At 71.9% G+C, this 22,079-nt stretch carries 18 protein-coding genes; all 18 read left to right on the top strand.

Features of this window, described 5'->3' with window-relative positions; translation table 11 throughout:
- Nucleotides 1-2 precede the first annotated feature (2 nt).
- The 18 genes from nusB (at nt 3) to NFX31_RS08705 (ending at nt 22,075) form a co-directional block, all read left to right on the top strand.
- The gene (nusB, locus tag NFX31_RS08790) at nt 3-413 is read left to right on the top strand and encodes a transcription antitermination factor NusB (RefSeq protein WP_045251986.1); all 411 of its coding nucleotides are present in this window, start codon (nt 3-5) and stop codon (nt 411-413) included.
- Between the two features lie 106 nt (nt 414-519).
- Nucleotides 520-3,486: a DEAD/DEAH box helicase gene (locus NFX31_RS08785; RefSeq protein ID WP_262957191.1), complete on the top strand. Its 2,967-nt coding sequence runs from the start codon at nt 520-522 to the stop codon at nt 3,484-3,486.
- Nucleotides 3,487-3,587: 101 nt separating this feature from the next.
- Entirely contained in the window at nt 3,588-5,177 is a 1,590-nt protein-coding gene (locus NFX31_RS08780) for a Rieske 2Fe-2S domain-containing protein (protein WP_262957190.1), read from the top strand.
- A gap of 117 nt (nt 5,178-5,294) precedes the next feature.
- Nucleotides 5,295-5,834 (top strand): bifunctional pyr operon transcriptional regulator/uracil phosphoribosyltransferase PyrR, encoded by a 540-nt coding sequence (gene pyrR, locus NFX31_RS08775; RefSeq protein ID WP_045251989.1) that lies wholly within the window; start codon nt 5,295-5,297, stop codon nt 5,832-5,834.
- Nucleotides 5,831-6,820, top strand: coding sequence for an aspartate carbamoyltransferase catalytic subunit (locus tag NFX31_RS08770; protein ID WP_091476464.1), 990 nt, complete (start codon nt 5,831-5,833; stop codon nt 6,818-6,820). The genes pyrR and NFX31_RS08770 overlap by 4 nt, the downstream gene beginning before the upstream one ends.
- Nucleotides 6,817-8,124, top strand: coding sequence for a dihydroorotase (locus NFX31_RS08765; RefSeq protein WP_045251991.1), 1,308 nt, complete (start codon nt 6,817-6,819; stop codon nt 8,122-8,124). The genes NFX31_RS08770 and NFX31_RS08765 overlap by 4 nt, the downstream gene beginning before the upstream one ends.
- Nucleotides 8,121-8,642 carry a PH-like domain-containing protein gene (locus NFX31_RS08760; RefSeq protein WP_045251992.1) on the top strand — a complete coding sequence of 174 codons (522 nt, stop codon included), beginning with the start codon at nt 8,121-8,123 and terminating at the stop codon, nt 8,640-8,642. The genes NFX31_RS08765 and NFX31_RS08760 overlap by 4 nt, the downstream gene beginning before the upstream one ends.
- On the top strand, nt 8,639-9,811 hold the full coding sequence (gene carA, locus NFX31_RS08755) for a glutamine-hydrolyzing carbamoyl-phosphate synthase small subunit (RefSeq protein ID WP_262957189.1): 1,173 nt from the start codon (nt 8,639-8,641) through the stop codon (nt 9,809-9,811). The genes NFX31_RS08760 and carA overlap by 4 nt, the downstream gene beginning before the upstream one ends.
- Nucleotides 9,811-13,098, top strand: a complete 3,288-nt coding sequence (carB, locus tag NFX31_RS08750; protein WP_045251994.1) for a carbamoyl-phosphate synthase large subunit — start codon at nt 9,811-9,813, stop codon at nt 13,096-13,098. Before carA ends, carB begins: the two co-directional genes overlap by 1 nt.
- The gene (pyrF, locus tag NFX31_RS08745) at nt 13,095-13,967 is read left to right on the top strand and encodes an orotidine-5'-phosphate decarboxylase (protein ID WP_045251995.1); all 873 of its coding nucleotides are present in this window, start codon (nt 13,095-13,097) and stop codon (nt 13,965-13,967) included. The genes carB and pyrF overlap by 4 nt, the downstream gene beginning before the upstream one ends.
- On the top strand, nt 13,960-14,874 hold the full coding sequence (gene gmk / locus NFX31_RS08740; protein WP_262957188.1) for a guanylate kinase: 915 nt from the start codon (nt 13,960-13,962) through the stop codon (nt 14,872-14,874). The genes pyrF and gmk overlap by 8 nt, the downstream gene beginning before the upstream one ends.
- A gap of 80 nt (nt 14,875-14,954) precedes the next feature.
- Nucleotides 14,955-15,209 (top strand): DNA-directed RNA polymerase subunit omega, encoded by a 255-nt coding sequence (gene rpoZ / locus NFX31_RS08735; RefSeq protein ID WP_045251997.1) that lies wholly within the window; start codon nt 14,955-14,957, stop codon nt 15,207-15,209.
- Between the two features lie 146 nt (nt 15,210-15,355).
- Nucleotides 15,356-16,549, top strand: a complete 1,194-nt coding sequence (metK, locus tag NFX31_RS08730) for a methionine adenosyltransferase (protein ID WP_045251998.1) — start codon at nt 15,356-15,358, stop codon at nt 16,547-16,549.
- 29 nt (nt 16,550-16,578) lie between these two features.
- Nucleotides 16,579-18,579 carry a primosomal protein N' family DNA-binding protein gene (locus NFX31_RS08725; protein WP_045251999.1) on the top strand — a complete coding sequence of 667 codons (2,001 nt, stop codon included), beginning with the start codon at nt 16,579-16,581 and terminating at the stop codon, nt 18,577-18,579.
- A 48-nt stretch (nt 18,580-18,627) separates the two neighbouring features.
- Complete coding sequence (fmt, locus tag NFX31_RS08720) at nt 18,628-19,575, top strand: methionyl-tRNA formyltransferase (protein WP_045252000.1); 948 nt, start codon at nt 18,628-18,630, stop codon at nt 19,573-19,575.
- On the top strand, nt 19,575-21,053 hold the full coding sequence (locus tag NFX31_RS08715) for an RsmB/NOP family class I SAM-dependent RNA methyltransferase (protein WP_082072468.1): 1,479 nt from the start codon (nt 19,575-19,577) through the stop codon (nt 21,051-21,053). The genes fmt and NFX31_RS08715 overlap by 1 nt, the downstream gene beginning before the upstream one ends.
- A gap of 66 nt (nt 21,054-21,119) precedes the next feature.
- Nucleotides 21,120-21,815, top strand: coding sequence for a ribulose-phosphate 3-epimerase (gene rpe, locus NFX31_RS08710; RefSeq protein WP_045252001.1), 696 nt, complete (start codon nt 21,120-21,122; stop codon nt 21,813-21,815).
- Nucleotides 21,812-22,075 (top strand): phosphoribosyl-ATP diphosphatase, encoded by a 264-nt coding sequence (locus NFX31_RS08705; protein ID WP_045252002.1) that lies wholly within the window; start codon nt 21,812-21,814, stop codon nt 22,073-22,075. Before rpe ends, NFX31_RS08705 begins: the two co-directional genes overlap by 4 nt.
- Nucleotides 22,076-22,079: the final 4 nt, after the last annotated feature.

Here is a 22,079-nt window from a genome sequence, read left to right as displayed (position 1 = left end):
GCGTGGGCGCCCGGACCAAGGCGCGCAAGCGCGCCCTCGACATCCTCTTCTCCGCCGACGTGCGCGGTGACGACCTCGCGGTGACGCTCGCCGCCGAGGCCAAGCGCGCCGCCGCGGAGCCCGCGCGCGAGGCGTCCTGGCTGTACGGGCGCGAGATCGTGGACGGGATCATCGACCACCGCGACGAGATCGACGAGCAGATCACCACGCACAGCCGTGACTGGAAGCTCGACCGGATGCCCGCCGTCGACCGGGCGCTGCTGCGCATCGGCGTGTGGGAGATCCTGCACAACGACGAGGTGCCCACCGCGGTCGCGATCGACGAGGCCGTCGAGCTGGCGAAGGAGTTCTCGACCGACGAGTCCGGAGCTTTCGTGCACGGCGTGCTGGCCCGGGTCGCGCGCTCGGCCTGACCCGTTCGGCTCTCCGAGGGGCGCCCCCGCCCGAGCATGGCTCGGCCAGGGGCGCCCCTCGTCGTCGGGCGGCGGGTGTCCGCGGCTCGGGGGAGGATGGATGATCATGACCGCATCCGAAGCCGACGACTGGCGCGTCCTGCTGCCGCCCGCCCGTGCGGCCGGCACCCCGCTCGCCCTCGGGCTGGAGCTGCGGCGTCGTGACCGCGCCGACGCGCGGCACTGGGGCGCGCGGCCGCTGCGCACCGCGACCGCCCGCGATCTCGTGAAGGATCCGGGCGAGCTGTTCCTCGCCGCGCGGCCGCTGCGCCGCAACGACACCGGTGACTCCTGGGTGCAGTCCGACGCCGACTGGGACGCCGTGCGGCGACCAGGCACCCGCTTCCGAGAGGCGCACTCGCGGTGGTTCGCCGATCTGCTGAGCATCTCCCGTGACTCGTTGCTGTCCGGGACAGCGGGGGATTGGCTGCTGCTGGATCCGGTGGCGTCCCCGCTGCTCTGGCCGCACCTCGCCTCGGCGACGGAGGCGGGCATCGCCGTCGTCGCCACCGAACGGGGCACGCGGCTCCGGTGGTCCGACCGGGTGCGGGTGATCGTCGGGCTCGCCGGAACACGGGGCGGCGGCCTGAGCGTCACGGCTTCCGTGACGGAGGACGGCGAGGCGCTCGACGGTGCCACCGTCACGCCGATCGGATCGGGCGGCGTGTACGCGCGCCGCGTCATCGGCGCGGACATCGAGCTCGTGCTCGCGCCGGCGCCGCTGTCGGACGGCGTCCGCGCGCTGCTGTCCTCACCCGAGGGGCTCTCGGTGGCGCCGGTGGACAGGGCCGTGTTCTTCCGGGAGGCCTATCCCGTGCTGCGGCGGGCGGCGGACATCCGCGCCGGCTCCGGAGTGTCGCTGCCCGAGCCGCCGCGGCCCGTGGCGACCCTCGTGATCGACTTCCGGCCCGCCGATGTCGTGGCCTATGAGCTGTGCTGGGACTATCCCGGCTACCGTCGGTTTCCGCTCGACGAGCAGGCGACCGGATCCGCGATCCGCGACGCGGACGCGGAGGCCGAGCGCCGGCCGTCCGTCATCGCCGCCTGGGCGGAGGTCACCGGACTGCCCTTCACGCTCGGTGGCACCCTCCGCGACGCCGACGCGGCCGAGTTCGTCGCGGTCCTCGCCCCCGCTCTCGAGGAGCGCGGAATCGTCGTGGAGCGCACCGGAGCGCCCCGGGCCTATCCCGAGCTCACCGGCGATCCGGCGATCACGGTCAACGTCGTGGAGAGCACGGACCCGGACTGGTTCGACCTCGGCATCGTCGTGCGGATCGACGGGCGCAACATCCCGTTCGAGCCGCTGTTCCGCGCGCTCGCGCTGCGCCAGGGCAAGCTCAAGCTCGTCGACAACACGTGGTTCTCGCTGCGTCATCCGGCGTTCGACCGCCTCAGGGAGCTCCTCGATGAGGCCGCGGAGCTGGCGGAGTGGGAGGCCGGTCCGCGGATCGCACGCACCCAGCTCGCCCTCTGGGAGGACTTCGAGGACCTCGCCGACGAGACCGTCACCGCGCAGGCCTGGCGTGCCGCCGTGGAGGATCTCCGGGCGGATCCGGGCGACGACCGCATCGCCGTGCCGGCCGGCATCATCGCGGAGCTCCGGCCCTATCAGCGGGAGGGATTCACCCGGCTGGCGCGTCTGTGGCGGCATCGCCTCGGCGGCGTCCTCGCCGACGACATGGGCCTGGGCAAGACCCTGCAGCTGCTCGCACTGATCGCGCACGCGCGGGAGACGGCGCCGGCGACCGGCGACTCCGACCACGGCGACGTCCCGTGGCTTGTCGTGGCGCCGACCTCCGTCCTGGACGTGTGGCGGCGCGAGGCGGAGCGGTTCGCCCCCGGCATGAAGGTGGCGGTGGTCGACCGCACCCGCGATGCGCACGGCGTGGCCCTGGCCGCGCACGTCGAGGGCGCCGACCTCGTCATCACCTCCTACACGCTGCTCCGCCTGGACGCGGAGGAGTTCGCCCGCCTGCGCTGGGCGGGCGTGGTGCTCGACGAGGCGCAGCACGTGAAGAACCCCGCCACGAAGCAGCACCAGGCCGTGGCCGCACTCGACGCCCGTGCCGTGTACGCGGCGACGGGGACGCCCCTGGAGAACGGCCTGGGCGAGCTCTGGGCCATCCTGAGCCTCACTGCACCGGGACTGTTCGCCTCGGCGCGGAAGTTCCGCGAGGACTTCATCCAGCCGATCGAGCAGGGCAAGGTGCCGGAGAACGCGGAGGGCGCGCCCTTCCGGCGGTCGCGCATCGAGCTGCTCCGCCGCAGGATCCGCCCCTACCTGATCCGCCGCACCAAGGACCTCGTCGCGCCCGATCTGCCCGAGCGGCAGGAGCAGGTGCTCAGCGTCGAGCTCGCGCCCGCCCATCGCCATCGCTACGACACCGTGCTGCAGCGCGAGCGGCAGAAGATCCTCGGCCTGCTGCCCGACCTCGACCGGCAGCGCTTCATCGTCTTCCGCTCGCTCACGATGCTGCGGATGCTGAGCCTCGCGCCCGGTCTCATCGACGAGGACGACGCGGGCATCGCCTCGCGCAAGCTCGAGGAGCTCGCCGAACGTCTGCTCGAGCTGCGTGCCGAGGGCCATCGGGCGCTCGTGTTCAGCCAGTTCACCTCGTTCCTCACGCTCGCGGCCGACCGGCTCCGCCGCGCCGGGCTGCGGGTCTCGTACCTCGACGGCTCGACGCGCGACAGGGACCGCGTGGTGCAGGAGTTCCGCGAGGGGGATCAGGATGCGTTCCTGCTGAGCCTCAAAGCCGGCGGGACCGGGCTCACGCTCACCGAGGCCGACTACGTCTTCCTGCTCGACCCCTGGTGGAATCCGGCCGCGGAGGCGCAGGCCGCCGACCGCGCGCACCGCATCGGCCAGGAGAATCCGGTGTTCGTCTACCGCATGATCGCAGCCGGCACGATCGAGGAGAAGGTGCTCGCCCTGCAGCAGCGCAAGGCGCGGCTGTTCTCCGCGGTCCTCGACGACGAGGACCTCTCCGCGCAGACCCTCACGGCCGACGACATCCGGGAGCTGCTGAGCTGAGCGCGGCGGCACGCGGCCGGATCCTGATTATGCACGGGCCGTCTCCAGGCCGGGCGAGCGTCGCCCCGGTAGGATCGACAGGTCCACACAGGAGGAGAAGCATGCGGATCACGGGACTCGGACACGCCGGAATGTTCATCGAGACGATCGGCGGGAACATCATCTGCGACCCCGTGCTCGGCCCGTCCTTCTTCGGATCCTGGTTCCCGTTCCCCGACAACCGCGGGCTCGACTGGGAGCGCTTCGGCCGCGAGGCGGACTTCCTCTACGTCTCGCACCGGCACCGCGACCACTTCGATCCGCGCCTGCTCGAGCGCTACATCCGCAAGGACATCGAGGTGCTCCTGCCGGAGTATCCGACCGACGACCTCGAGCAGGACCTCCGCGCCCTCGGCTACGACAACATCACCTACGCACCCGCCGGCGAGGTCATCGAGCGCGGCGAGCTGAAGATCATGATCACGCCGCTGCGCGCGCCCAGCGACGGTCCGATCGGCGACTCGTCGCTCAGCGTCGACGACGGCACCGGATCCGTCCTGAACCAGAACGACTCGCACCCGCTCGACCTCGAGAAGCTCCTCACGTTCGGCCGTCCGGACGCGTACTTCACGCAGGTCTCCGGCGCGATCTGGTGGCCGATGGTCTACGACCTCCCGCTGGATGCCAAGCAGAACTTCGCGCGCCTCAAGCGCGAAGCGCAGAACAAGCGCGCGATGTACTACATCGAGAAGGTCGACGCGCCGCACGTGTTCCCGATGGCCGGCCCGCCGATGTTCCTCCGCGACGACCTGTTCGACTTCAACGGCACCGGTCGCCACGGCGAGTCGATCTTCACGGACCAGAAGCAGTTCCTCGCGCACATGGACGAACTGGCCCCGCAGTACGACGGGCACCTGTTCGTGCCGGGCACGGTCGTGACCCTCGAGAACCGGGCGCTCGCCTCCGTCGAGCAGACGCTCTACTCCGAGGAGGAGCTGCGGCACATCTTCGACGAGAAGTGGGACTACCTCGAGGAGCAGCGGGCGAGCCGTCAGGAGGAGCTCCGCGACGAGGAGTCCCGCCGCGCCCCGATCCTGCCCCCGGACGAGATGCTCGCGGCGATCAAGGCGTGGTGGGAGCCGCTGCTGAAGAAGTCGCGCACGATCCGGCTCGGCGTCGGCGGCAATGTGCGCTTCCGCATCGGCGAGCTCGACATGGTGGTCGACTTCCCCAAGGCGAAGGTGCGCGAGTACGCGGGGGAGGAGTGCATCTACTGGTACACGATCCCGGCCGACCTCGTCTCCACGAACATCGCCGACCATGAGATCGACTGGTCGAACTCGATCTTCCTGTCCATGCAGTTCTCGGTGGGGCGCAGTGGCAAGTTCAACGAGTTCCTCACGACCTTCCTGAAGTGCCTCTCGGTCGATCGCATCGAGTACGTCGAGAACTGGTACCAGGAGCAGACCGATCAGACCGAGGACGCCGAGATCGGGGACTGGGTCGTGCAGCGCCGCTGCCCGCACCTGCGCGCCGACCTGACCCGCACCGGGTCCGTGGACGAGGACGGTGTGCTGACCTGCAGCATGCACGACTGGAAGTGGGACCTGAAGACCGGCCGCTGCCTGTCGACGAGCGGGCACCCGATCCGCGCCTCGCGGATCATCGAGACCGGTCGCGCCGCGCGCGAGGCCCTGCAATCCGCGGGCTGACCTCCGCCCAAGGGCATGGCCGCCGTCGTCGGCGGGTGAGCGGCTCCGGTAGACTGGAGCCGCAGATCAGAAGCAACCTTTAACACCGTCCCGTGAGGCGGAGAAGGGAGCCGGTGGATGAGCGCACGCATCGTGCTGCAGGAAGCCGACATCAGGCGCGCCTTGACGCGCATCGCCCATGAGATCCTCGAGTCCAATCGAGGCGCCGAGGACCTCGTGCTCCTGGGCATCCCGACCCGCGGGGTCCCGCTCGCCGAGCGCCTCGCACTGCTCATCACCGAGATCGCGCAGACCGCGGTGCCTGTCGGGGCTCTCGACGTCACGCTGTTCCGCGACGATCTCGCCAAGCACCCGACGCGGTCGCCGCATCGCACCGACATCCCGGCGGGCGGCATCGACGGCAAGACGGTCGTCCTCGTCGACGACGTGCTGTTCTCCGGCCGCAGCATCCGGTCCGCGCTCGACGCGCTGCAGTCCATCGGCCGGCCGTCCGTGGTGCGCCTCGCGATCCTGGTCGACCGCGGGCACCGCGAGCTGCCGATCCGCCCCGACTTCGTGGGCAAGAACATCCCGTCCTCCCGCGCCGAGCGCGTGAACGTGCGCCTGCGCGAGGACGACGGCGAGGAGTTCGTCTCGATCGAGGGGGGCGAGGAATGAGACACCTGCTCGACACCCGCACGCTCTCCCGCGCGGACGCGCTGCGGATCCTCGACATCGCCGAGGACATGGCGGACACCCAGTCCCGTGAGGTCAAGAAGCTCCCGACCCTGCGCGGCAAGACCGTGGTGAACCTGTTCTTCGAGGACTCCACCCGCACGCGCATCTCTTTCGAGGCAGCCGCGAAGCGCCTCTCCGCCGACGTGATCAACTTCGCGGCGAAGGGCTCGAGCGTCTCCAAGGGCGAGAGCCTGAAGGACACGGCGCAGACCCTGGAGGCGATCGGCGCCGACGCCGTCGTCGTGCGCCATCCGGCGTCGGGGGCCCCGCGCACGCTGGCCACGAGCGGATGGATCTCCGCGGGCGTCGTGAACGCCGGCGACGGCACGCACGAGCACCCCACCCAGGCCCTGCTCGACGCCTACACGATCCGCAAGCGCCGGTTCGGCGCGGACAGCCGCGGACGCGACCTCGCCGGGGTGCGCGTCGTCATCGTCGGCGACGTGCTGCACTCCCGCGTGGCGCGCTCGAACGTGTGGCTGCTCTCGACGCTCGGCGCCGCCGTCACCCTGGTCACGCCGCCGACGCTCATCCCGCAGGACGTCACGGCCTGGCCGGCCCGGGTGCTGTACGACCTCGATGCGGCGCTGGCCGAGGAGCCGGACGCGGTGATGATGCTGCGCATCCAGCTCGAGCGCATGCACGCGGCGTTCTTCCCCTCCGAGCGCGAGTACGCGCGTCGCTGGGGCCTCGACGCCGCGCGGCTGCGCCGCCTTCCCGACGATACGATCGTCATGCACCCCGGTCCGATGAACCGGGGACTGGAGATCTCCTCCGACGCCGCCGACTCCGCGCGCTCGACCGTGCTCGAGCAGGTCGCGAACGGCGTCTCGGTGCGGATGGCTGCGCTCTACCTGCTGCTGGCCGGAGCCCCTTCCGCGGGCTCGGGGACCGAGGACGACGAGATGAATCGAGGAGAACGATGACCGAGAGCCTGCTGTTCCGGGGCGCGAGCGTTCTCGGAGCCGAGTCCGCCGACATCCTGGTGAAGGACGGCGTGATCGCCGAGCTCGGCTCCGGCCTCTCGGCGGCCGGTGCGCGCGTGATCGACGCCGACGGACTGGTCGCCCTGCCGGGGCTCGTCGACCTGCACACGCACCTCCGCGAGCCCGGCTATGAGGCCAGCGAGACCGTGCTCTCGGGCACCCGCGCCGCCGCCGCCGGCGGCTTCACGGCCGTCTTCGCGATGCCGAACACCTCTCCGGTCGCCGACTCGGCCGGCGTGGTGGAGCAGGAGCTCGCGCTCGGAGAGGCGGCGGGCTACGCCACCGTGCAGCCCATCGGCGCCGTGACCGTCGGGCAGAAGGGCGAGCGCCTCGCCGAGCTCGGCGCGATGGCGTCCTCTCGCGCTCAGGTGCGCGTGTTCAGCGACGACGGCTTCTGCGTCTGGGATCCGCTGATCATGCGCCGCGCGCTCGAGTACGTGAAGGCGTTCGACGGCGTCATCGCGCAGCACGCGCAGGATCCGCGGCTGACCGAGGGGGCCCAGCTCAACGAGGGCGCCGTGTCGGCCGAGCTTGGTCTCGCCGGCTGGCCCGCGGTGGCCGAGGAGTCGATCATCGCGCGCGACATCCTGCTCGCCGAGCACGTCGGATCCCGCCTGCACGTCTGCCATCTGTCCACCGCCGGATCCGTCGATCTGATCCGCTGGGCGAAGAAGCGGGGCGTGGCCGTGACCGCCGAGGTCACCCCGCATCACCTCCTGCTGACCGACGAGCTCGCTCGCGGCTACGACGCGCGGTTCAAGGTCAACCCGCCGCTGCGGACGCAGGAGGACGTCCTCGCCGTGCGCGAAGGTCTCGCCGACGGCACGATCGACATCGTCGCGACCGACCACGCCCCGCACCCGAGCGAAGCCAAGGCGTGCGAGTGGCAGGCGGCCGCGAACGGCATGGTCGGGCTGGAGTCCGCCCTGCGCGTGGTGCACCAGGCCATGGTCCAGACCGGGCTGCTGGGCTGGGAGGACGTCGCACGCGTCATGAGCGCCGCGCCCGCGCGGATCGGCTCGCTGACCGGCCATGGCACGCCGATCGCCGCCGGGCAGCCGGCCGAGTTCACTCTCTACGACGCGGCAGCCCAGGGCGTCTTCGCCGAGGCGGATCTGCACGGCCAGAGCACGAACTCGCCGTATCTCGGACGGGATCTGCCCGGCAAGGTCCTCTGGACCGTGCATCGCGGCTACCTGACGCTCGAGGACGGCGTGCTCGCGACCCTCGGAGCGCACTCGTGAGCCAGCAGATCGCCGGCGCCGTGGTGCTCGGCGTCGCGGTGCTGCTCATCCTCGCCGGCGTCTGGGCCTGGCGCGCGCGGCTGCGACGCGACTCCGGGCTCACGGCTCCGCTCGGCGTCCCCGAGCACGCCGAGGTGCGCGCGCGCTACGAGACGCTGTACGTCGCGACGACGAAGCACGATCACTCGCTCGAGCGCCTCGCCGTCCGTCCGCTCGTGTACCGGGCGCGGGGCGAGCTCACGATCACCGATCGCGGCGCGGCCCTCAGCCTCGACGGCTCGCCGACCGTGTTCCTCGCCTCCTCGCGTCTGCTCGGCGTCGATCGGGCCACGGTCACGATCGACCGCGCCGTCGAGCCGGGCGGTCTCATCCGCCTCGTCTGGCGCACCGACGACGGAACGCTCGTCGACAGCTACCTCCGCATCACCGGCGACCTGGGCAGCACCGATGCCGCAGGCGCCGCGCTCACCGACCTCCAGCGCCTGTGCGCTGCCTCCGAGACAGGAGAAACCGCATGACCACCCCCATCGCATCGTCCGGGCACGCCGCGGACGCCGCCGTGCTCGTCCTCGAGGACGGCACCCGCCACGTCGGGCGCGCGTACGGCGCCCGCGGCACCACCCTGGGCGAGGTCGTCTTCGCCACGGGCATGTCCGGCTACCAGGAGACCCTGACGGACCCCTCCTACGCAGGACAGATCGTGCTGCAGACCGCGCCGCACATCGGCAACACGGGCATGAACGACGAGGACCCCGAGTCCCGCCGCATCTGGGTCGCCGGCTACATCGTTCGAGACCCCTCGCGGGTCGTGTCGAACTGGCGGGCGAACAGCTCGCTGGACGACACCCTGGTCCGCGACGGCATCGTCGGCATCAGCGGCATCGACACCCGCGCCGTCACCCGGCACATCCGCTCGGCGGGATCCATGCGCGGCGGCATCTTCTCCGGCGCGGACGCGGCCCTGGATGCGGACGAGCAGCTGCGCCGCGTCACGGAGGCGCCCGAGATGGCCGGGCAGAACCTGTCCGCGCGGGTGTCCGTCTCCGTCGCCGAGGTCACCCCGGCGACGGGGGAGCGCATCGGCAACCTCGCCGTGCTCGACCTCGGCGTCAAGCAGTCCACGCTCGACAACCTCGCCGCGCGCGGGTTCGACGTCCACGTGCTGCCGCAGTCGTCCACCTTCGCCGACATCGCCGCGATCGAGCCCGTGGCCGTGTTCTATTCGAACGGGCCCGGAGATCCGTCCGCATCCGACGCGCAGGTCGCGGTGCTCCGCGAGGTCCTCGATGCGGGTCTGCCGTACTTCGGGATCTGCTTCGGCAACCAGCTGTTCGGCCGCGCCCTCGGCCTCGGCACCTACAAGCTGACGTTCGGCCACCGCGGCATCAACCAGCCGGTGCTCGACAAGGCCACGGGCCGGGTCGAGATCACGGCGCACAACCACGGCTTCGCCGTCGAGGCGCCCGTCGAGGGCTCCTTCGACAGCCCGCACGGCTACGGCAAGGTCGAGGTCAGCCACGTCGGCCTCAACGACCAGGTGGTCGAGGGGCTTCGCGCCCTCGACATCCCGGCCTTCTCGGTGCAGTACCACCCCGAGGCCGCCGCCGGCCCGCACGACGCCAACTACCTCTTCGACCGCTTCCGCGACGTCGTCGTCGCCCACCTCGCAAAGAAGGACAGCAAGTAATGCCCAAGCGCGACGACATCCACTCCGTCCTCGTCATCGGATCCGGCCCGATCGTGATCGGTCAGGCCTGCGAGTTCGACTACTCCGGCACCCAGGCGTGCCGCGTGCTGCGCGAGGAGGGCGTCCGCGTCATCCTCGTGAACTCGAACCCCGCCACGATCATGACCGACCCCGACTTCGCGGACGCCACCTACATCGAGCCGATCACCCCCGAGGTCATCGAGACGATCATCGCCAAGGAGAAGCCGGACGCGATCCTGCCGACCCTGGGCGGCCAGACCGCTCTCAACGCCGCGATGGCCCTGCACGAGCGGGGGATCCTGGAGAAGTACGGCGTCGAGCTGATCGGCGCGAAGGTCGACGCGATCCAGAAGGGCGAAGACCGCCAGATCTTCAAGCAGCTCGTCCTCGACGCGGGGGCCGACGTCGCCGCCTCCGTCATCTGCCACACGATGGACGAGCTGCTCGCCGGCGCCGAGAAGCTCGGCTACCCGCTGGTCGTCCGCCCCTCGTTCACGATGGGCGGACTCGGATCCGGCTTCGCGTTCGACGAGGCGGACCTGCGCCGCATCGGCGGAGCAGGCCTGCACGACTCGCCGACCACCGAGGTGCTCCTGGAGGAGTCGATCCTCGGCTGGAAGGAGTACGAGCTCGAGCTCATGCGCGACACGGCGGACAACACCGTCGTGGTCTGCTCGATCGAGAACGTCGACCCGGTCGGCGTGCACACCGGCGACTCCATCACGGTCGCCCCGGCGCTCACGCTCACCGACCGCGAGTACCAGAACCTCCGCGACATCGGCATCGACATCATCCGCGCCGTGGGCGTGGACACGGGCGGCTGCAACATCCAGTTCGCGGTCAACCCGGAGAACGGGCGCGTCATCGTCATCGAGATGAACCCGCGGGTGTCGCGCTCCTCGGCCCTGGCGTCGAAGGCGACGGGCTTCCCGATCGCCAAGCTCGCCGCCAAGCTCGCCCTCGGATACCGCCTCGACGAGATCCCGAACGACATCACCGGCGTCACCCCGGCCAGTTTCGAGCCGACGCTGGACTACGTGGTCGTGAAGGCCCCGCGGTTCGCGTTCGAGAAGTTCCCCGCCGCCGACGCCACGCTCACCACGACCATGAAGTCGGTGGGCGAGGCCATGGCGATCGGCCGCAACTACACGACCGCGCTGCAGAAGGCTCTGCGCTCGCTCGAGAAGCGCGGATCCTCGTTCCACTGGGGCGACGAGCCCCGCTCGGTCGAGGAGCTCCTCGAGATCTCGAAGACGCCGACGGACGGCCGCATCGTCGTCCTGCAGCAGGCGCTGCGCAAGGGCGCCACCGTCGAGCAGGCCTTCGAGGCGACCGCGATCGACCCGTGGTTCATCGACCAGATCGTGCTCATCAACGAGGTCGCGGAGCAGATCCGCACCGCGACCGAGCTCGACGCCGACGTCCTGCGCCTCGGCAAGGACCACGGCTTCTCGGACGTGCAGTTCGCGCAGCTGCGCGGGCTCACCGAGGCCGAGGTCCGCGGTGTGCGGCACGGGCTCGGCGTCCGCCCGGTGTACAAGACGGTGGACACCTGCGCCGGCGAGTTCCCGGCGCTCACGCCGTACCACTACTCCAGCTACGACAGCGAGACGGAGGTCACGCCCTCCGACCGCACCAAGGTCGTCATCATCGGATCCGGCCCGAACCGCATCGGTCAGGGCGTCGAGTTCGACTACTCGTGCGTGCACGCGTCGTTCGCGCTCTCCGACGCCGGGTTCGAGACCGTCATGGTCAACTGCAACCCGGAGACCGTGTCGACCGACTACGACACGTCGGACCGGCTGTACTTCGAGCCCCTCACGCTCGAGGACGTGCTCGAGGTGCTGCACGCCGAGGCGCAGTCCGGCCAGATCCTCGGCGTGGTCTGCCAGCTGGGCGGCCAGACGCCGCTGGGCCTGGCGAAGGGCATCGAGGCCGCGGGCTACACCGTGCTCGGCACCAGCCCCGAGGCGATCGACCTCGCCGAGGAGCGCGAGCTGTTCTCGCGACTGCTCGACGACGCCGGTCTGGTCGCACCCCGCAACGGCACCGCGATCGACGTCGAGGGCGCTGTCGCGGTGGCGGAGGAGATCGGCTACCCGGTGCTCGTGCGCCCGAGCTTCGTGCTCGGCGGCCGCGGCATGGAGATCGTCTACGACACCCCGGCGCTGCGCGACTACTTCGTGCGAACGGCAGGGGAGGTCGTGATCGAGGAGGGCAAGCCCCTGCTCGTGGACCGCTTCCTCGACGACGCGATCGAGATCGACGTCGACGCGCTGTACGACGGCGTCGAGCTGTACATCGGCGGCGTCATGGAGCACCTCGAGGAGGCCGGCATCCACTCCGGCGACTCGAGCTGCACCCTGCCGCCGGTCTCGCTCGGCCGCACCGACATCGACCGGGTGCGCGAGGCGACCCTCGCGATCGCCGAGGGCGTGGGCGTGCGGGGCCTGCTGAACGTGCAGTTCGCGATCAGCGCGGGCGTGCTCTACGTCATCGAGGCGAATCCGCGCGCGAGCCGCACGGTGCCGTTCGTGTCCAAGGCGCTCGGGATCCCGCTCGCCAAGGCCGCGAGCCGCATCCTGTCGGGCTCCACGATCGCGCAGCTCAAGGACGAGGGGCTCCTCCCCGCGAACGACGGCTCGCGCGTGCCGCTGGGCTCCCCGGTCTCGGTGAAGGAGGCGGTCCTGCCGTTCAAGCGGTTCCGCACCGCCGACGGCCGCATCGTCGACTCGGTGCTCGGCCCGGAGATGCGCTCGACCGGTGAGGTGATGGGGATCGACAGGGACTTCCCGACCGCGTTCGCCAAGAGCCAGGCCGCGGCCTACGGCGGCACGCCTACGTCCGGCACGGTGTTCATCTCGGTCGCCGATGCGGACAAGCGCGCCGTGATCCTGCCCGCGCACCGTCTGCACCAGCTCGGGTTCACCATCGTCGCCACCGCGGGCACGGCCGAGATCCTGTCCCGCAACGGCATCGCGGTGACCGTGGTGGAGAAGTACAGCGAGACCCAGGGCTCGGGGGAGACGAACATCGTCGACCTCATCGACCAGGGCGCGATCGACATCATCGTGAACACGCCCTCGGGCGGTGCCGCGCGTGCGGACGGCTACGAGATCCGCGCCGCGGCGGTCGCGGCCGACAAGGCGCTGTTCACGACGATCGCCACCCTCGGTGCCGCGGTGAGCGGCATGGACGCGGCCGACAAGGGCTTCGACGTGCGGAGCCTCCAGGAGTACGCCCTCGACCGGCTGGCCCGGGCGTGAACTTCGGCTTCGGCTCCCGGCTGCGCGGGACGCTCGACGCACACGGTCCGCTGTGCGTCGGGATCGATCCGCATGCGGCGCTCCTGGATTCCTGGGGGCTGCCGCAGAGCGCCGAAGGCGTGCGCGCCTTCGGCCTCGCGGTGGTCGACGCCGCGGCAGGCAGGGTCGCGGCGGTCAAGCCCCAGGTGGCCTTCTTCGAGAGATTCGGCTCTGCCGGGTTCGCCGCGCTGGAGGACGTCCTCGCGGCGGCCCGCTCCGCCGAGCTGCTGACGATCGCGGACGCCAAGCGCGGAGACATCGGCACCACGATGGCCGGGTACGCTCAGGCCTGGCTGGAGCCGGGGTCGCCGCTGGAGGCGGACGCGCTGACCATCAGCCCCTATCTCGGGGGCGGATCCCTGGCCGAGGCGATCACGCAGGCGCTGCCGGCCGGCAAGGGCGTGTTCGTCCTGGCCGCGACCAGCAACCCCGATGGAGCCTCGGTGCAGCAGGCGCGCACCGGCACGCCGGGGGAGACCGTGGCCCTGCGCGTCACGCGCGACGTCACCGCCCTCGACCCGTCGAGCACGGCGCTCCGCGCCCTGGACCCGTCGGTCGCGCCCCTCGGATCGGTGGGGCTGGTCGTCGGTGCGACGATCGATCGCTCCGCGTTCGCGCTCGACGACGACACCCTGCGCACGATGCCCCTGCTCGCCCCGGGATTCGGTGCGCAGGGGGCGACGCCTGAGGATCTGCGCGCGAGATTCGGTACGCTGGCAGGTAACGTCCTGGCTTCCGAAAGCCGGAGCATCCTGTCCGCAGGTCCGGACCGGATCGCAGCGACGATCGAAGAGCGCGCCGCGCGATACCAGGAGGTCATGGGTGGCTGAACCGGCAGGGCGCGTGGTGCCCGAGGTCGATCGCGTCGCCGCCGCTCGTCGAGCGGTCGAGCGCCGCCGGGCACGGGCATCGCTGAAGCGGGATCTCACCATGCGCGTGATCGCGCCGCAGGACGTGCTGGCCGCCGCGGCGGCGGATCCGCACTCCACCGCCGGATCCCTGCGCGTGCCGGACTTCCTGACCGCGCTGCCCGCGATCGGCGCGGGCAAGCGGGACCGGATCCTGGCCGACCTGCAGATCTCCCCGGTCAAGCGGCTCGGCGGCCTCGGCACCCGACAGCAGCAGGCGCTGCGGGCCTGGGTGGACACGCGCTTCCCGCTGCCTTCGCCGCGGGAGGGGCGCAGCCGCCTGCTCGTGCTGGCCGGGCCGACCGCCGTGGGCAAGGGCACCGTCGCCGCCCACATCCGCGAGAACCATCCCGAGATCCACCTCTCCGTCTCTGCGACCACGCGCGCGCCGCGCCCCGGAGAGCAGGACGGGGTCCACTACTTCTTCGTCGACGACGCCGAGTTCGACCGCATGATCGCCGAGGGCGAGCTGCTCGAGTACGCGACGGTGCACAACAAGTTCCGCTACGGCACGCCGCGCAAGCCGATCGAGGCGGCGCTGGCCGAGGGCAAGACGGTGCTGCTCGAGATCGACCTGCAGGGCGCACGCCAGGTGCGGGCCGCGGACCCGTCCGCGAATCTCGTCTTCCTGCTGCCTCCGTCCTGGGACGAGCTCGTGCAGCGTCTCGTCGGCCGCGGCACCGAGGACGCCGAGGAGCGGGCACGCCGGCTGCGCACTGCGAAGGTCGAACTGGCCTCGCAGGGCGAGTTCGATCACCGGGTCGTGAACGAGGACGTCGCCACGGCCGCCCGCGAGGTCGTAGAATTGACGGCAGACTCCGCGCGCTGACAGTCCTTGGGCTCGTCGAAGGACCAGCGCGCCCGCATTCTTCTCCGCGACGCACCGTCGCCAGACACAGGAGGTCCACCATGGCCGGAAACAACCAGGGCATCATCGACCCGCCCATCGACAACCTTCTCGAGCGCGTCGAGTCGAAGTACGAGCTCGTGATCTACGCGGCCAAGCGCGCGCGCCAGATCAACGACTACTACTCCGACCTGCACGAGGGCAACCTGTTCGACAACGTGGGTCCGCTGGTCGACTCCTCGGTCGAGGACAAGCCCCTGACCATCGCGCTGCACGAGATCAACGAGGACAAGCTCCGCATCCGCCACGCGGAGTGAGCTGACTCCGTCGGTTTCAGACAGGGAGCCGCCGTCATCCGGTCCGAGGATGTCGGCGGCTCCGTCCATACTGGGATCGGGCGGTCCAGTCCGCACCCGGACACGATCCCGCCCCGCCACCCGCCCCGCACACCTAGGGAGCACCGATGAGCGCGCTGCGTCTGTTCACCTCCGAGTCCGTCACCGAAGGACACCCGGACAAGATCTGCGACCAGATCTCCGATTCGATCCTCGACGGGCTGCTCACGGTGGACACCGGTGCGCGGGTCGCGGTCGAGACGCTGGTGACGACCGGCCTCGTGCACGTCGCCGGGGAGATCCGCACCTCGGGCTACGTCGACATCCCCACCATCGTCCGCGAAGTGGTGAACGGGATCGGCTACACCTCCAGCGACACGGGATTCGACGGCTCGTCCTGCGGCGTGAGCGTCTCGGTGGGGGAGCAGTCCGCCGACATCGCGAGCGGCGTCGACCAGGCGCAGGAGCACCGCGAGGGCGGATCCCGCGACCCGCGCGACCTGCTCGGCGCCGGCGACCAGGGCATCATGTTCGGTTTCGCGACGACCGAGACGCCTCAGCTCATGCCGATGGCTGCCTGGACCGCGCACCGGCTCGCGGAGAGGCTCACCCAGGTGCGTCGCGACGGCACGCTCCCGTTCCTGCGTCCCGACGGCAAGACGCAGGTCACCCTGGGGTACGACGGCTTCACGCCGAAGACCGTCGATGCGATCGTGCTGTCCACGCAGCACAACCCCGACATCTCCCAGGAGGAGCTGCGTGCGCTCGTGCGCGAGCACGTCATCGCCCCGGTGCTGGAGACGACGGGGCTCGACCTCGACGGCGTCAAGGACTACATCAACCCCGCGGGACCGTTCGTGACGGGCGGCCCGAAGGGCGACGCCGGCCTCACCGGCCGGAAGATCATCATCGACACCTACGGCGGCGCGGCGCGCCACGGCGGCGGTGCCTTCAGCGGCAAGGATCCCTCGAAGGTCGACCGCTCGGGCGCGTACGCGATGCGGTGGGTGGCCAAGAACGCGGTCGCCGCGGGACTCGCGGAGCGTCTCGAGGTGCAGGTCGCCTACGCGATCGGCGTCGCGCAGCCCGTGGGCCTGTACGTGGAGACGTTCGGCACGGGCGCCGTCGACGACGAGACCATCACCCGGGCCATCCGCGAGGTGTTCGACCTGCGGCCGCAGGCGATCATCGAGGAGCTCGATCTGCTGCGCCCGATCTACGCGGCCACCGCCGCCTACGGGCACTTCGGACGCGAGCTGCCGGAGTTCACCTGGGAGCAGACGACCCGCGCGGAGGACCTGCGCCGGGCCGCCGGCCTCTGAACCCGCTCGCGGAACGGCAGGACCCGCTCGTGCCCCGGCCGATCGCTCGCGTGCTGCTCGACTCGCCGGTCCCGCAGCTGGATCGACTCTTCGACTACGCGATCCCCGAGGAGCTGACCGGCGACGCCCTTCCCGGCGTGCGCGTCCGCGTGCCGCTGCGTTCGGCGGGGCGCGTCGTGGACGCCTTCGTCGTCGAGATCGCGGTCGAGGAGGACGACGCCCGCACCCTTGCGGAGCTCGACGCCGTCGTCTCCCGCGCACAGGTGCTTCCGGAACGCCTGCACGCCCTCGCCCGACGGGTGGCCGATCGGGCCGCGGGCGGCGCGTCCGACGTGCTGCGGCTGATCGTCCCCAAGCGCCAGGTGAGGGTCGAGAAGGCCTGGCTCGCGGCAGGCGCGGAGAACCCCGAGGGCGCGCGGTCTCGGGCGGAGGACGGGGCGCAGCCCGCGTCGGCCGCGGAGGATTCCACAGCTGCGTCTCAGGTCGCGGCGACGCTCGCCCAGTACGCGGGCCTGACGGAGGTGATCGCCGAGAAGGGGCGCGCCGCCGTCGAGGCCGTCCCGCGACTCGCCCCCGACGACCTTCCGGAGTGGACCCGGCTGCTTGCCGCCGCGGCGGCGCACACGCTCGAGGCAGGGGAGTCCTCGATCCTCGTCGTGCCGGACTACCGGGATCTCGACCTGCTGATCTCCGCCCTGCAGGCGCTGGCTCCGGACGCGCCGATCGCCCGCCTGGACTCCCGCCAGAGCGGTCCCGACCGCTACCGCGCCTATCTGCGCACCCTCGAGGATGCCCCGTGCATCGTGATCGGCAACCGCTCCGCCGCCTACGCCCCGGTGCGGGCGGGACTCGTCGCGCTGTGGGACGACGGCGACAGCCTCCTCGCGGAGCCGCTCGCGCCGGGCGTGCACGCCCGCGATGTCGCCCTCCTCCGTCAGGAGCAGGAGGGTTCCGCCCTCCTCTTCGCCGGCCACACCCGGACGACCGACGTCGAAAGGCTCGTGGAGAGCGGCTGGTGCGGGGCGATCGCCGCGGAGCGCCGGCTGCTCCCGCGGGTCGTGCTCGATTCGACCGAGGATCTCGATCGGCGCGGACAGCGGCTCCCCTCCCGCGCATTCCTCACGGCACGGGAGGCCGCGGCCACCGGTCCGGTGCTGCTGCAGGTGGCGCGGCCGGGATTCTCCCCGACGCTCGTGTGCGCGTCGTGCCGCGCACCCGCCCGGTGCCGGTCCTGCGGCGGACCGCTCGGTGCCGCCCATCGCGGTGCGACTCCCGTCTGCGCCTGGTGCGGGCGGGGGGCCCGAGCGTGGTCGTGCAGCGCCTGCGGGAGTGAGAAGGTGCGCTTGGCGGCCTCGGGCAGCGAGCGGACGGCGGAGGAGCTGGGCCGTGCGTTCCCGGGCATCCGGGTGATCGTCGCGGACGGCGCGCACCCGGTGGAGCGGGTGGATGCGAAGCCCGCGCTCGTGGTCGCCACGCGCGGGGCCGAGCCCCTGGCGATCGGGGGCTACCGCGCCGTGGTGCTGCTCGACGGATCCCGGATGCTGCAGGCGCCGGAGCTGCGGATCGGCGAGTCGTGCCTGCGCTGGTGGTCCAACGCCGCGGCGCTGGCCGCGCCGGGCGCGCCCGTGCACCTCGTCGGCGTCGACGGCGCCGTCGCCCGCGCCCTGGCCACCTGGTCGCACGCCTCCTATGCGCGCAGCGAGCTCGCCGAGCGCGCGCCGCTGCGGATGCCGCCGACGGTGCGCGTGGCGCAGCTGGAGGGCACCGGAGCGGGTGTCCGACGCGCCCTCGATGACCTGGCCGCGCTGCACCTGCCGCCGGATGCCGTGCTCGGCCCCGTGCCGATCGACGGCGACCCCGATGAGCGCGAGCGCGCGCTCGTGCGCTTCCCGTACGCCGAGGGCACCCGCGTCGCCTCGACCCTTCGCGCCGCGGTGGTCGCCGAGGCCATGGGCCGCCGGCGGGGCCGCGGCCGCACGGTACGGACTACGCTCTCGGTGAGGCTCGACGTCATCGAACCCGACCTCTGACCGGCCGCTCGTCACGAGCGTCCGCCGCCCCCTTCCGAAGGACCTTTCATGCGCCTCGTCTTCGCCGGCACGCCGGCGGCCGCCGTGCCCACCCTCCGCCTCCTCGCCGCCCAGCACGAGATCGTGGCGGTGGTGACTCGCCCGGACGCTCCGCTCGGGCGCAAGCGGATCCTGACCCCGTCGCCCGTCGCGCAGGAGGCGGAAGCCCTGGGGATCCCGACCATCAAGGCCGCGCGCCTGGACGATGAGGCGACGGCGCGCATCGCGGCGCTCCGTCCGGAGCTCGGCGTCATCGTGGCCTACGGCGGCCTCGTTCGCGAGCCGCTGCTCAGCACGCCCGTGCACGGCTGGATCAACCTGCACTTCTCGCTGCTCCCGGCCTGGCGCGGCGCCGCGCCGGTGCAGCGCGCACTCATCGCAGGCGACGCGGAGCTGGGCGCGACCGTGTTCCAGCTCGTGCCGGAACTCGATGCGGGCGACGTGCACGCGGAGCGGGTCTTCTCCGTGCCCGACGATGCGACCGCCGACGCCGTGCTCGCGTCCCTCGCGGTCGACGGAGCCGGCCTCACGGCGGAGGCGGTGGCCGCGATCGCCGACGGCAGCGCCCGTCCGAGGCCTCAGCGCGGAGAGGTCACGCACGCCGCGAAGCTCGGGCTCGCGGACGGGCTGCTCTCGTGGCACGAGCCGGCCGAGGCCGTGTTCGCCCGCTACCGGGGCGTCACCAGCGAGCCCGGTGCGCACACGACCATCGACGGCGCGCCGCTGAAAGTGCGCGAACTGGCGCGGACGCAGGACGCGGATCCACTCCCGCCCGGCGAGCTCCGCGGGGTGAAGGGCGGCGTGCTCGTCGGCACCGGGAGCGCCCCTCTGCTGCTCGTGCAGGTGCAGCCGGCGGGCAAGGCGGCCATGGCCGCCGCCGACTGGTTCCGCGGGCTGCGCGTCCCCGACGGCGAGACGGTGCGGCTGGGCGAGGACGCCGGGCGGGGTGAGGCGTGATGGGCGGTCAGGACCAGAGGAACCGCGACGACCGTCGGGCGCCGCAGGGCAGGACCGAGCGGGGCACCGGACGCGGGACGACCTCACGCCGCGGCGCCGGTCCGCAGGCGCGGAGCCGGACGGTGCAACCGGCGCGGCGGGTCGCCTACGACGTGATCCGCGCCGTGAGCGCCTCCGATGCGTACGCGAACCTCCTGCTGCCCGGCGCGATCCGCGACGCGGGCCTGTCCGGTCCGGATGCGGCCCTCGCGACGGAGCTCGCCTACGGCACGCTGCGCCAGCTCGGCACCTACGACGCGATCATCGCGCGGGCGGCGGGACGCGATGTCGCGAGCATCGACCCGCCGGTGCTCGACGCGCTGCGCCTGGGAGTGCATCAGCTGCTCGGCACGCGCGTCGCGCCGCACGCCGCGGTGAACGAGACGGTGAACCTCGTGGCGGGGCACGCCGGGCGCGGCGCCTCGGGCTTCGCGAACGCCGTGCTCCGCACCGTGGCGGCCCGCACCCACGAGGAATGGCTCGACGCCGTGACGGAGGCGGCGCGGTCCGACGACGAGCGCCTCGGTCTGCGCTTCGCGCACCCCGTGTGGATCATCCGCGCACTCCGGCGCGCGCTGGCGGCGGAGGGGCGGGAGGACGAGCTCGAAGCGCTCCTCGCGTCCGACAACGCAGCCCCGGAGGTCACCCTCGTGGCGCTGCCCGGGCTCGCCGAGCCCCGGGAACCTCGTCGTCCTTACGCCCCGACCGCCTTCGGCTCCGAGGGCGGCGACCCCGGCGCGGTCGTCGCGGCGGCGAAGGGACGCGTGCGCGTGCAGGACGAGGGATCCCAGCTCGTGGCTCTCGCCCTCGTCGGCGCCCGGCCGATCGCACCGGGGGAGCGCTGGCTCGACCTGTGCGCAGGGCCGGGCGGCAAGACGGCACTGCTTGCGGCCGAGGCGTTGCGCGGTGGCGCGACGCTCGACGCGAACGAGGTCGTCCCGGCCCGTGCGGGGCTGGTCCGCAAAGCGGTCGCCCCCGTGCCTCTCCCGGTCGACGTCGCCGAGGAGGACGGTCGCGAGCTCGCCGCGGAGCGTCCTGGGGCCTACGACCGGATCCTCCTCGACGCGCCGTGCACGGGCCTGGGGGCGCTACGGCGCCGGCCCGAGGCGCGCTGGCGGAAGACCTCGGCCGACGTGCCGGAGCTGGCGGCGCTCCAGGAGGAGCTGCTCGCCGCAGCTCTCGGCGCGCTGAAGCCGGGCGGCGTGCTGGCATACGTGACATGCTCGCCCCATCTCGCCGAGACGGCCGCCGTCGTGCAGACCGTGCTCCGTGATCGCGACGACGTGCGGGAGCTGGATGCCCGCGAGGTGCTGCGCGCGGTGTCCCGGAACGAGATCGACCTGCCCGCGCCGACGAGCGGATCCGGGCACGCGCAGCTGTGGCCGCATCGGCACGGCACCGACGCGATGTTCCTGTCGCTCCTGCGCAAGGACGGGTGATCGAGGCGGCACCGACCGCGCCGCGCGCGTACGCGGCACGGCCGCACCGACCGGGATAATGGGCGCATGCCCGCACCTCTCGCCGACCTCCCCGCCGCTCCCCGCATCAACCCGTCGATCCTCGCCGCCGACTTCGTGAACATGCAGGCCGAGCTCGCGCGGATCGCGACGGCCGACTTCGCGCACGTCGATGTGATGGACAACCACTTCGTCCCCAACCTCACGTTCGGGCCGCAGATGGTGGAGCGCATCCAGGCCACGAGCCCGATCCCGCTCGACGTGCACCTCATGATCACGGATCCCGAGCGCTGGGCGCCCGGCTATGCGGAGCTCGGTGCGGCGAGCGTCACCTTCCACCTGGAGGCGACCACGGATCCGGTCGGTCTCGCGCGCACGCTCCGCGGCATCGGCGCGCGCGCAGGGGTCGCCATCAAGCCGGGCACGGCGGGGGAGCCGCTCTACGACATCCTCGACGAGTTCGACCAGATCCTGGTCATGACCGTCGAGCCGGGCTTCGGCGGCCAGGGCTTCATGCCGGAGACCATGCCGAAGCTGCGGGCTCTGGCGGACGAGGCCAAGCGGCGCGGCTCGGATGTGTGGCTGCAGGTGGACGGGGGCATCTCGGACGCCACGATCGGGCAGGCCGCCGCGGCCGGAGCCGACACGTTCGTCGCCGGATCCGCCGTCTACGGCGCCCATGACATCGAAGCGGCCGTCACGCGGCTCCGGGGGCTCGCGCGAGCCGGTAGCCTGGGAGGGTGAAGACCTTCGACGAACTGTTCGCCGAGCTGAGCCGCAAAGCGGCCGAGCGCCCGGAGGGATCCGGGACGGTGCGCGAGCTCGACGCAGGCGTGCACACGATCGGCAAGAAGATCGTGGAGGAGGCGGCCGAGGTCTGGATGGCCGCCGAGTACGAGAGCGACGAGGCCGCGGCCGAGGAGATCTCCCAGCTGCTGTACCACCTGCAGGTGCTCATGCTGGCCAAGGGCCTGACGCTGGAGAACGTCTACCGACATCTGTGAAGCC

Source organism: Microbacterium azadirachtae (assembly GCF_025583665.1).
GTDB lineage: Bacteria > Actinomycetota > Actinomycetes > Actinomycetales > Microbacteriaceae > Microbacterium > Microbacterium azadirachtae.
The sequence above is the reverse complement of the archived record's forward strand: the minus strand, read 5'-3'. Positions and strand labels throughout refer to the sequence as shown.

Excerpts from the sequence above, each read along its gene's own strand:
- metK (WP_045251998.1), top strand. The coding sequence starts at position 15,356 with ATGAGCGCGCTGCGTCTGTTCACCTCCGAGTCCGTCACCGAAGGACAC.
- carA (WP_262957189.1), top strand. The coding sequence starts at position 8,639 with ATGACCACCCCCATCGCATCGTCCGGGCACGCCGCGGACGCCGCCGTG.
- rpoZ (WP_045251997.1), top strand. The coding sequence starts at position 14,955 with ATGGCCGGAAACAACCAGGGCATCATCGACCCGCCCATCGACAACCTT.
- rpe (WP_045252001.1), top strand. The coding sequence starts at position 21,120 with ATGCCCGCACCTCTCGCCGACCTCCCCGCCGCTCCCCGCATCAACCCG.
- NFX31_RS08770 (WP_091476464.1), top strand. The coding sequence starts at position 5,831 with ATGAGACACCTGCTCGACACCCGCACGCTCTCCCGCGCGGACGCGCTG.
- fmt (WP_045252000.1), top strand. The coding sequence starts at position 18,628 with ATGCGCCTCGTCTTCGCCGGCACGCCGGCGGCCGCCGTGCCCACCCTC.
- NFX31_RS08715 (WP_082072468.1), top strand. The coding sequence starts at position 19,575 with ATGGGCGGTCAGGACCAGAGGAACCGCGACGACCGTCGGGCGCCGCAG.
- carB (WP_045251994.1), top strand. The coding sequence starts at position 9,811 with ATGCCCAAGCGCGACGACATCCACTCCGTCCTCGTCATCGGATCCGGC.
- NFX31_RS08780 (WP_262957190.1), top strand. The coding sequence starts at position 3,588 with ATGCGGATCACGGGACTCGGACACGCCGGAATGTTCATCGAGACGATC.
- NFX31_RS08765 (WP_045251991.1), top strand. The coding sequence starts at position 6,817 with ATGACCGAGAGCCTGCTGTTCCGGGGCGCGAGCGTTCTCGGAGCCGAG.
- pyrR (WP_045251989.1), top strand. The coding sequence starts at position 5,295 with ATGAGCGCACGCATCGTGCTGCAGGAAGCCGACATCAGGCGCGCCTTG.
- NFX31_RS08785 (WP_262957191.1), top strand. The coding sequence starts at position 520 with ATGACCGCATCCGAAGCCGACGACTGGCGCGTCCTGCTGCCGCCCGCC.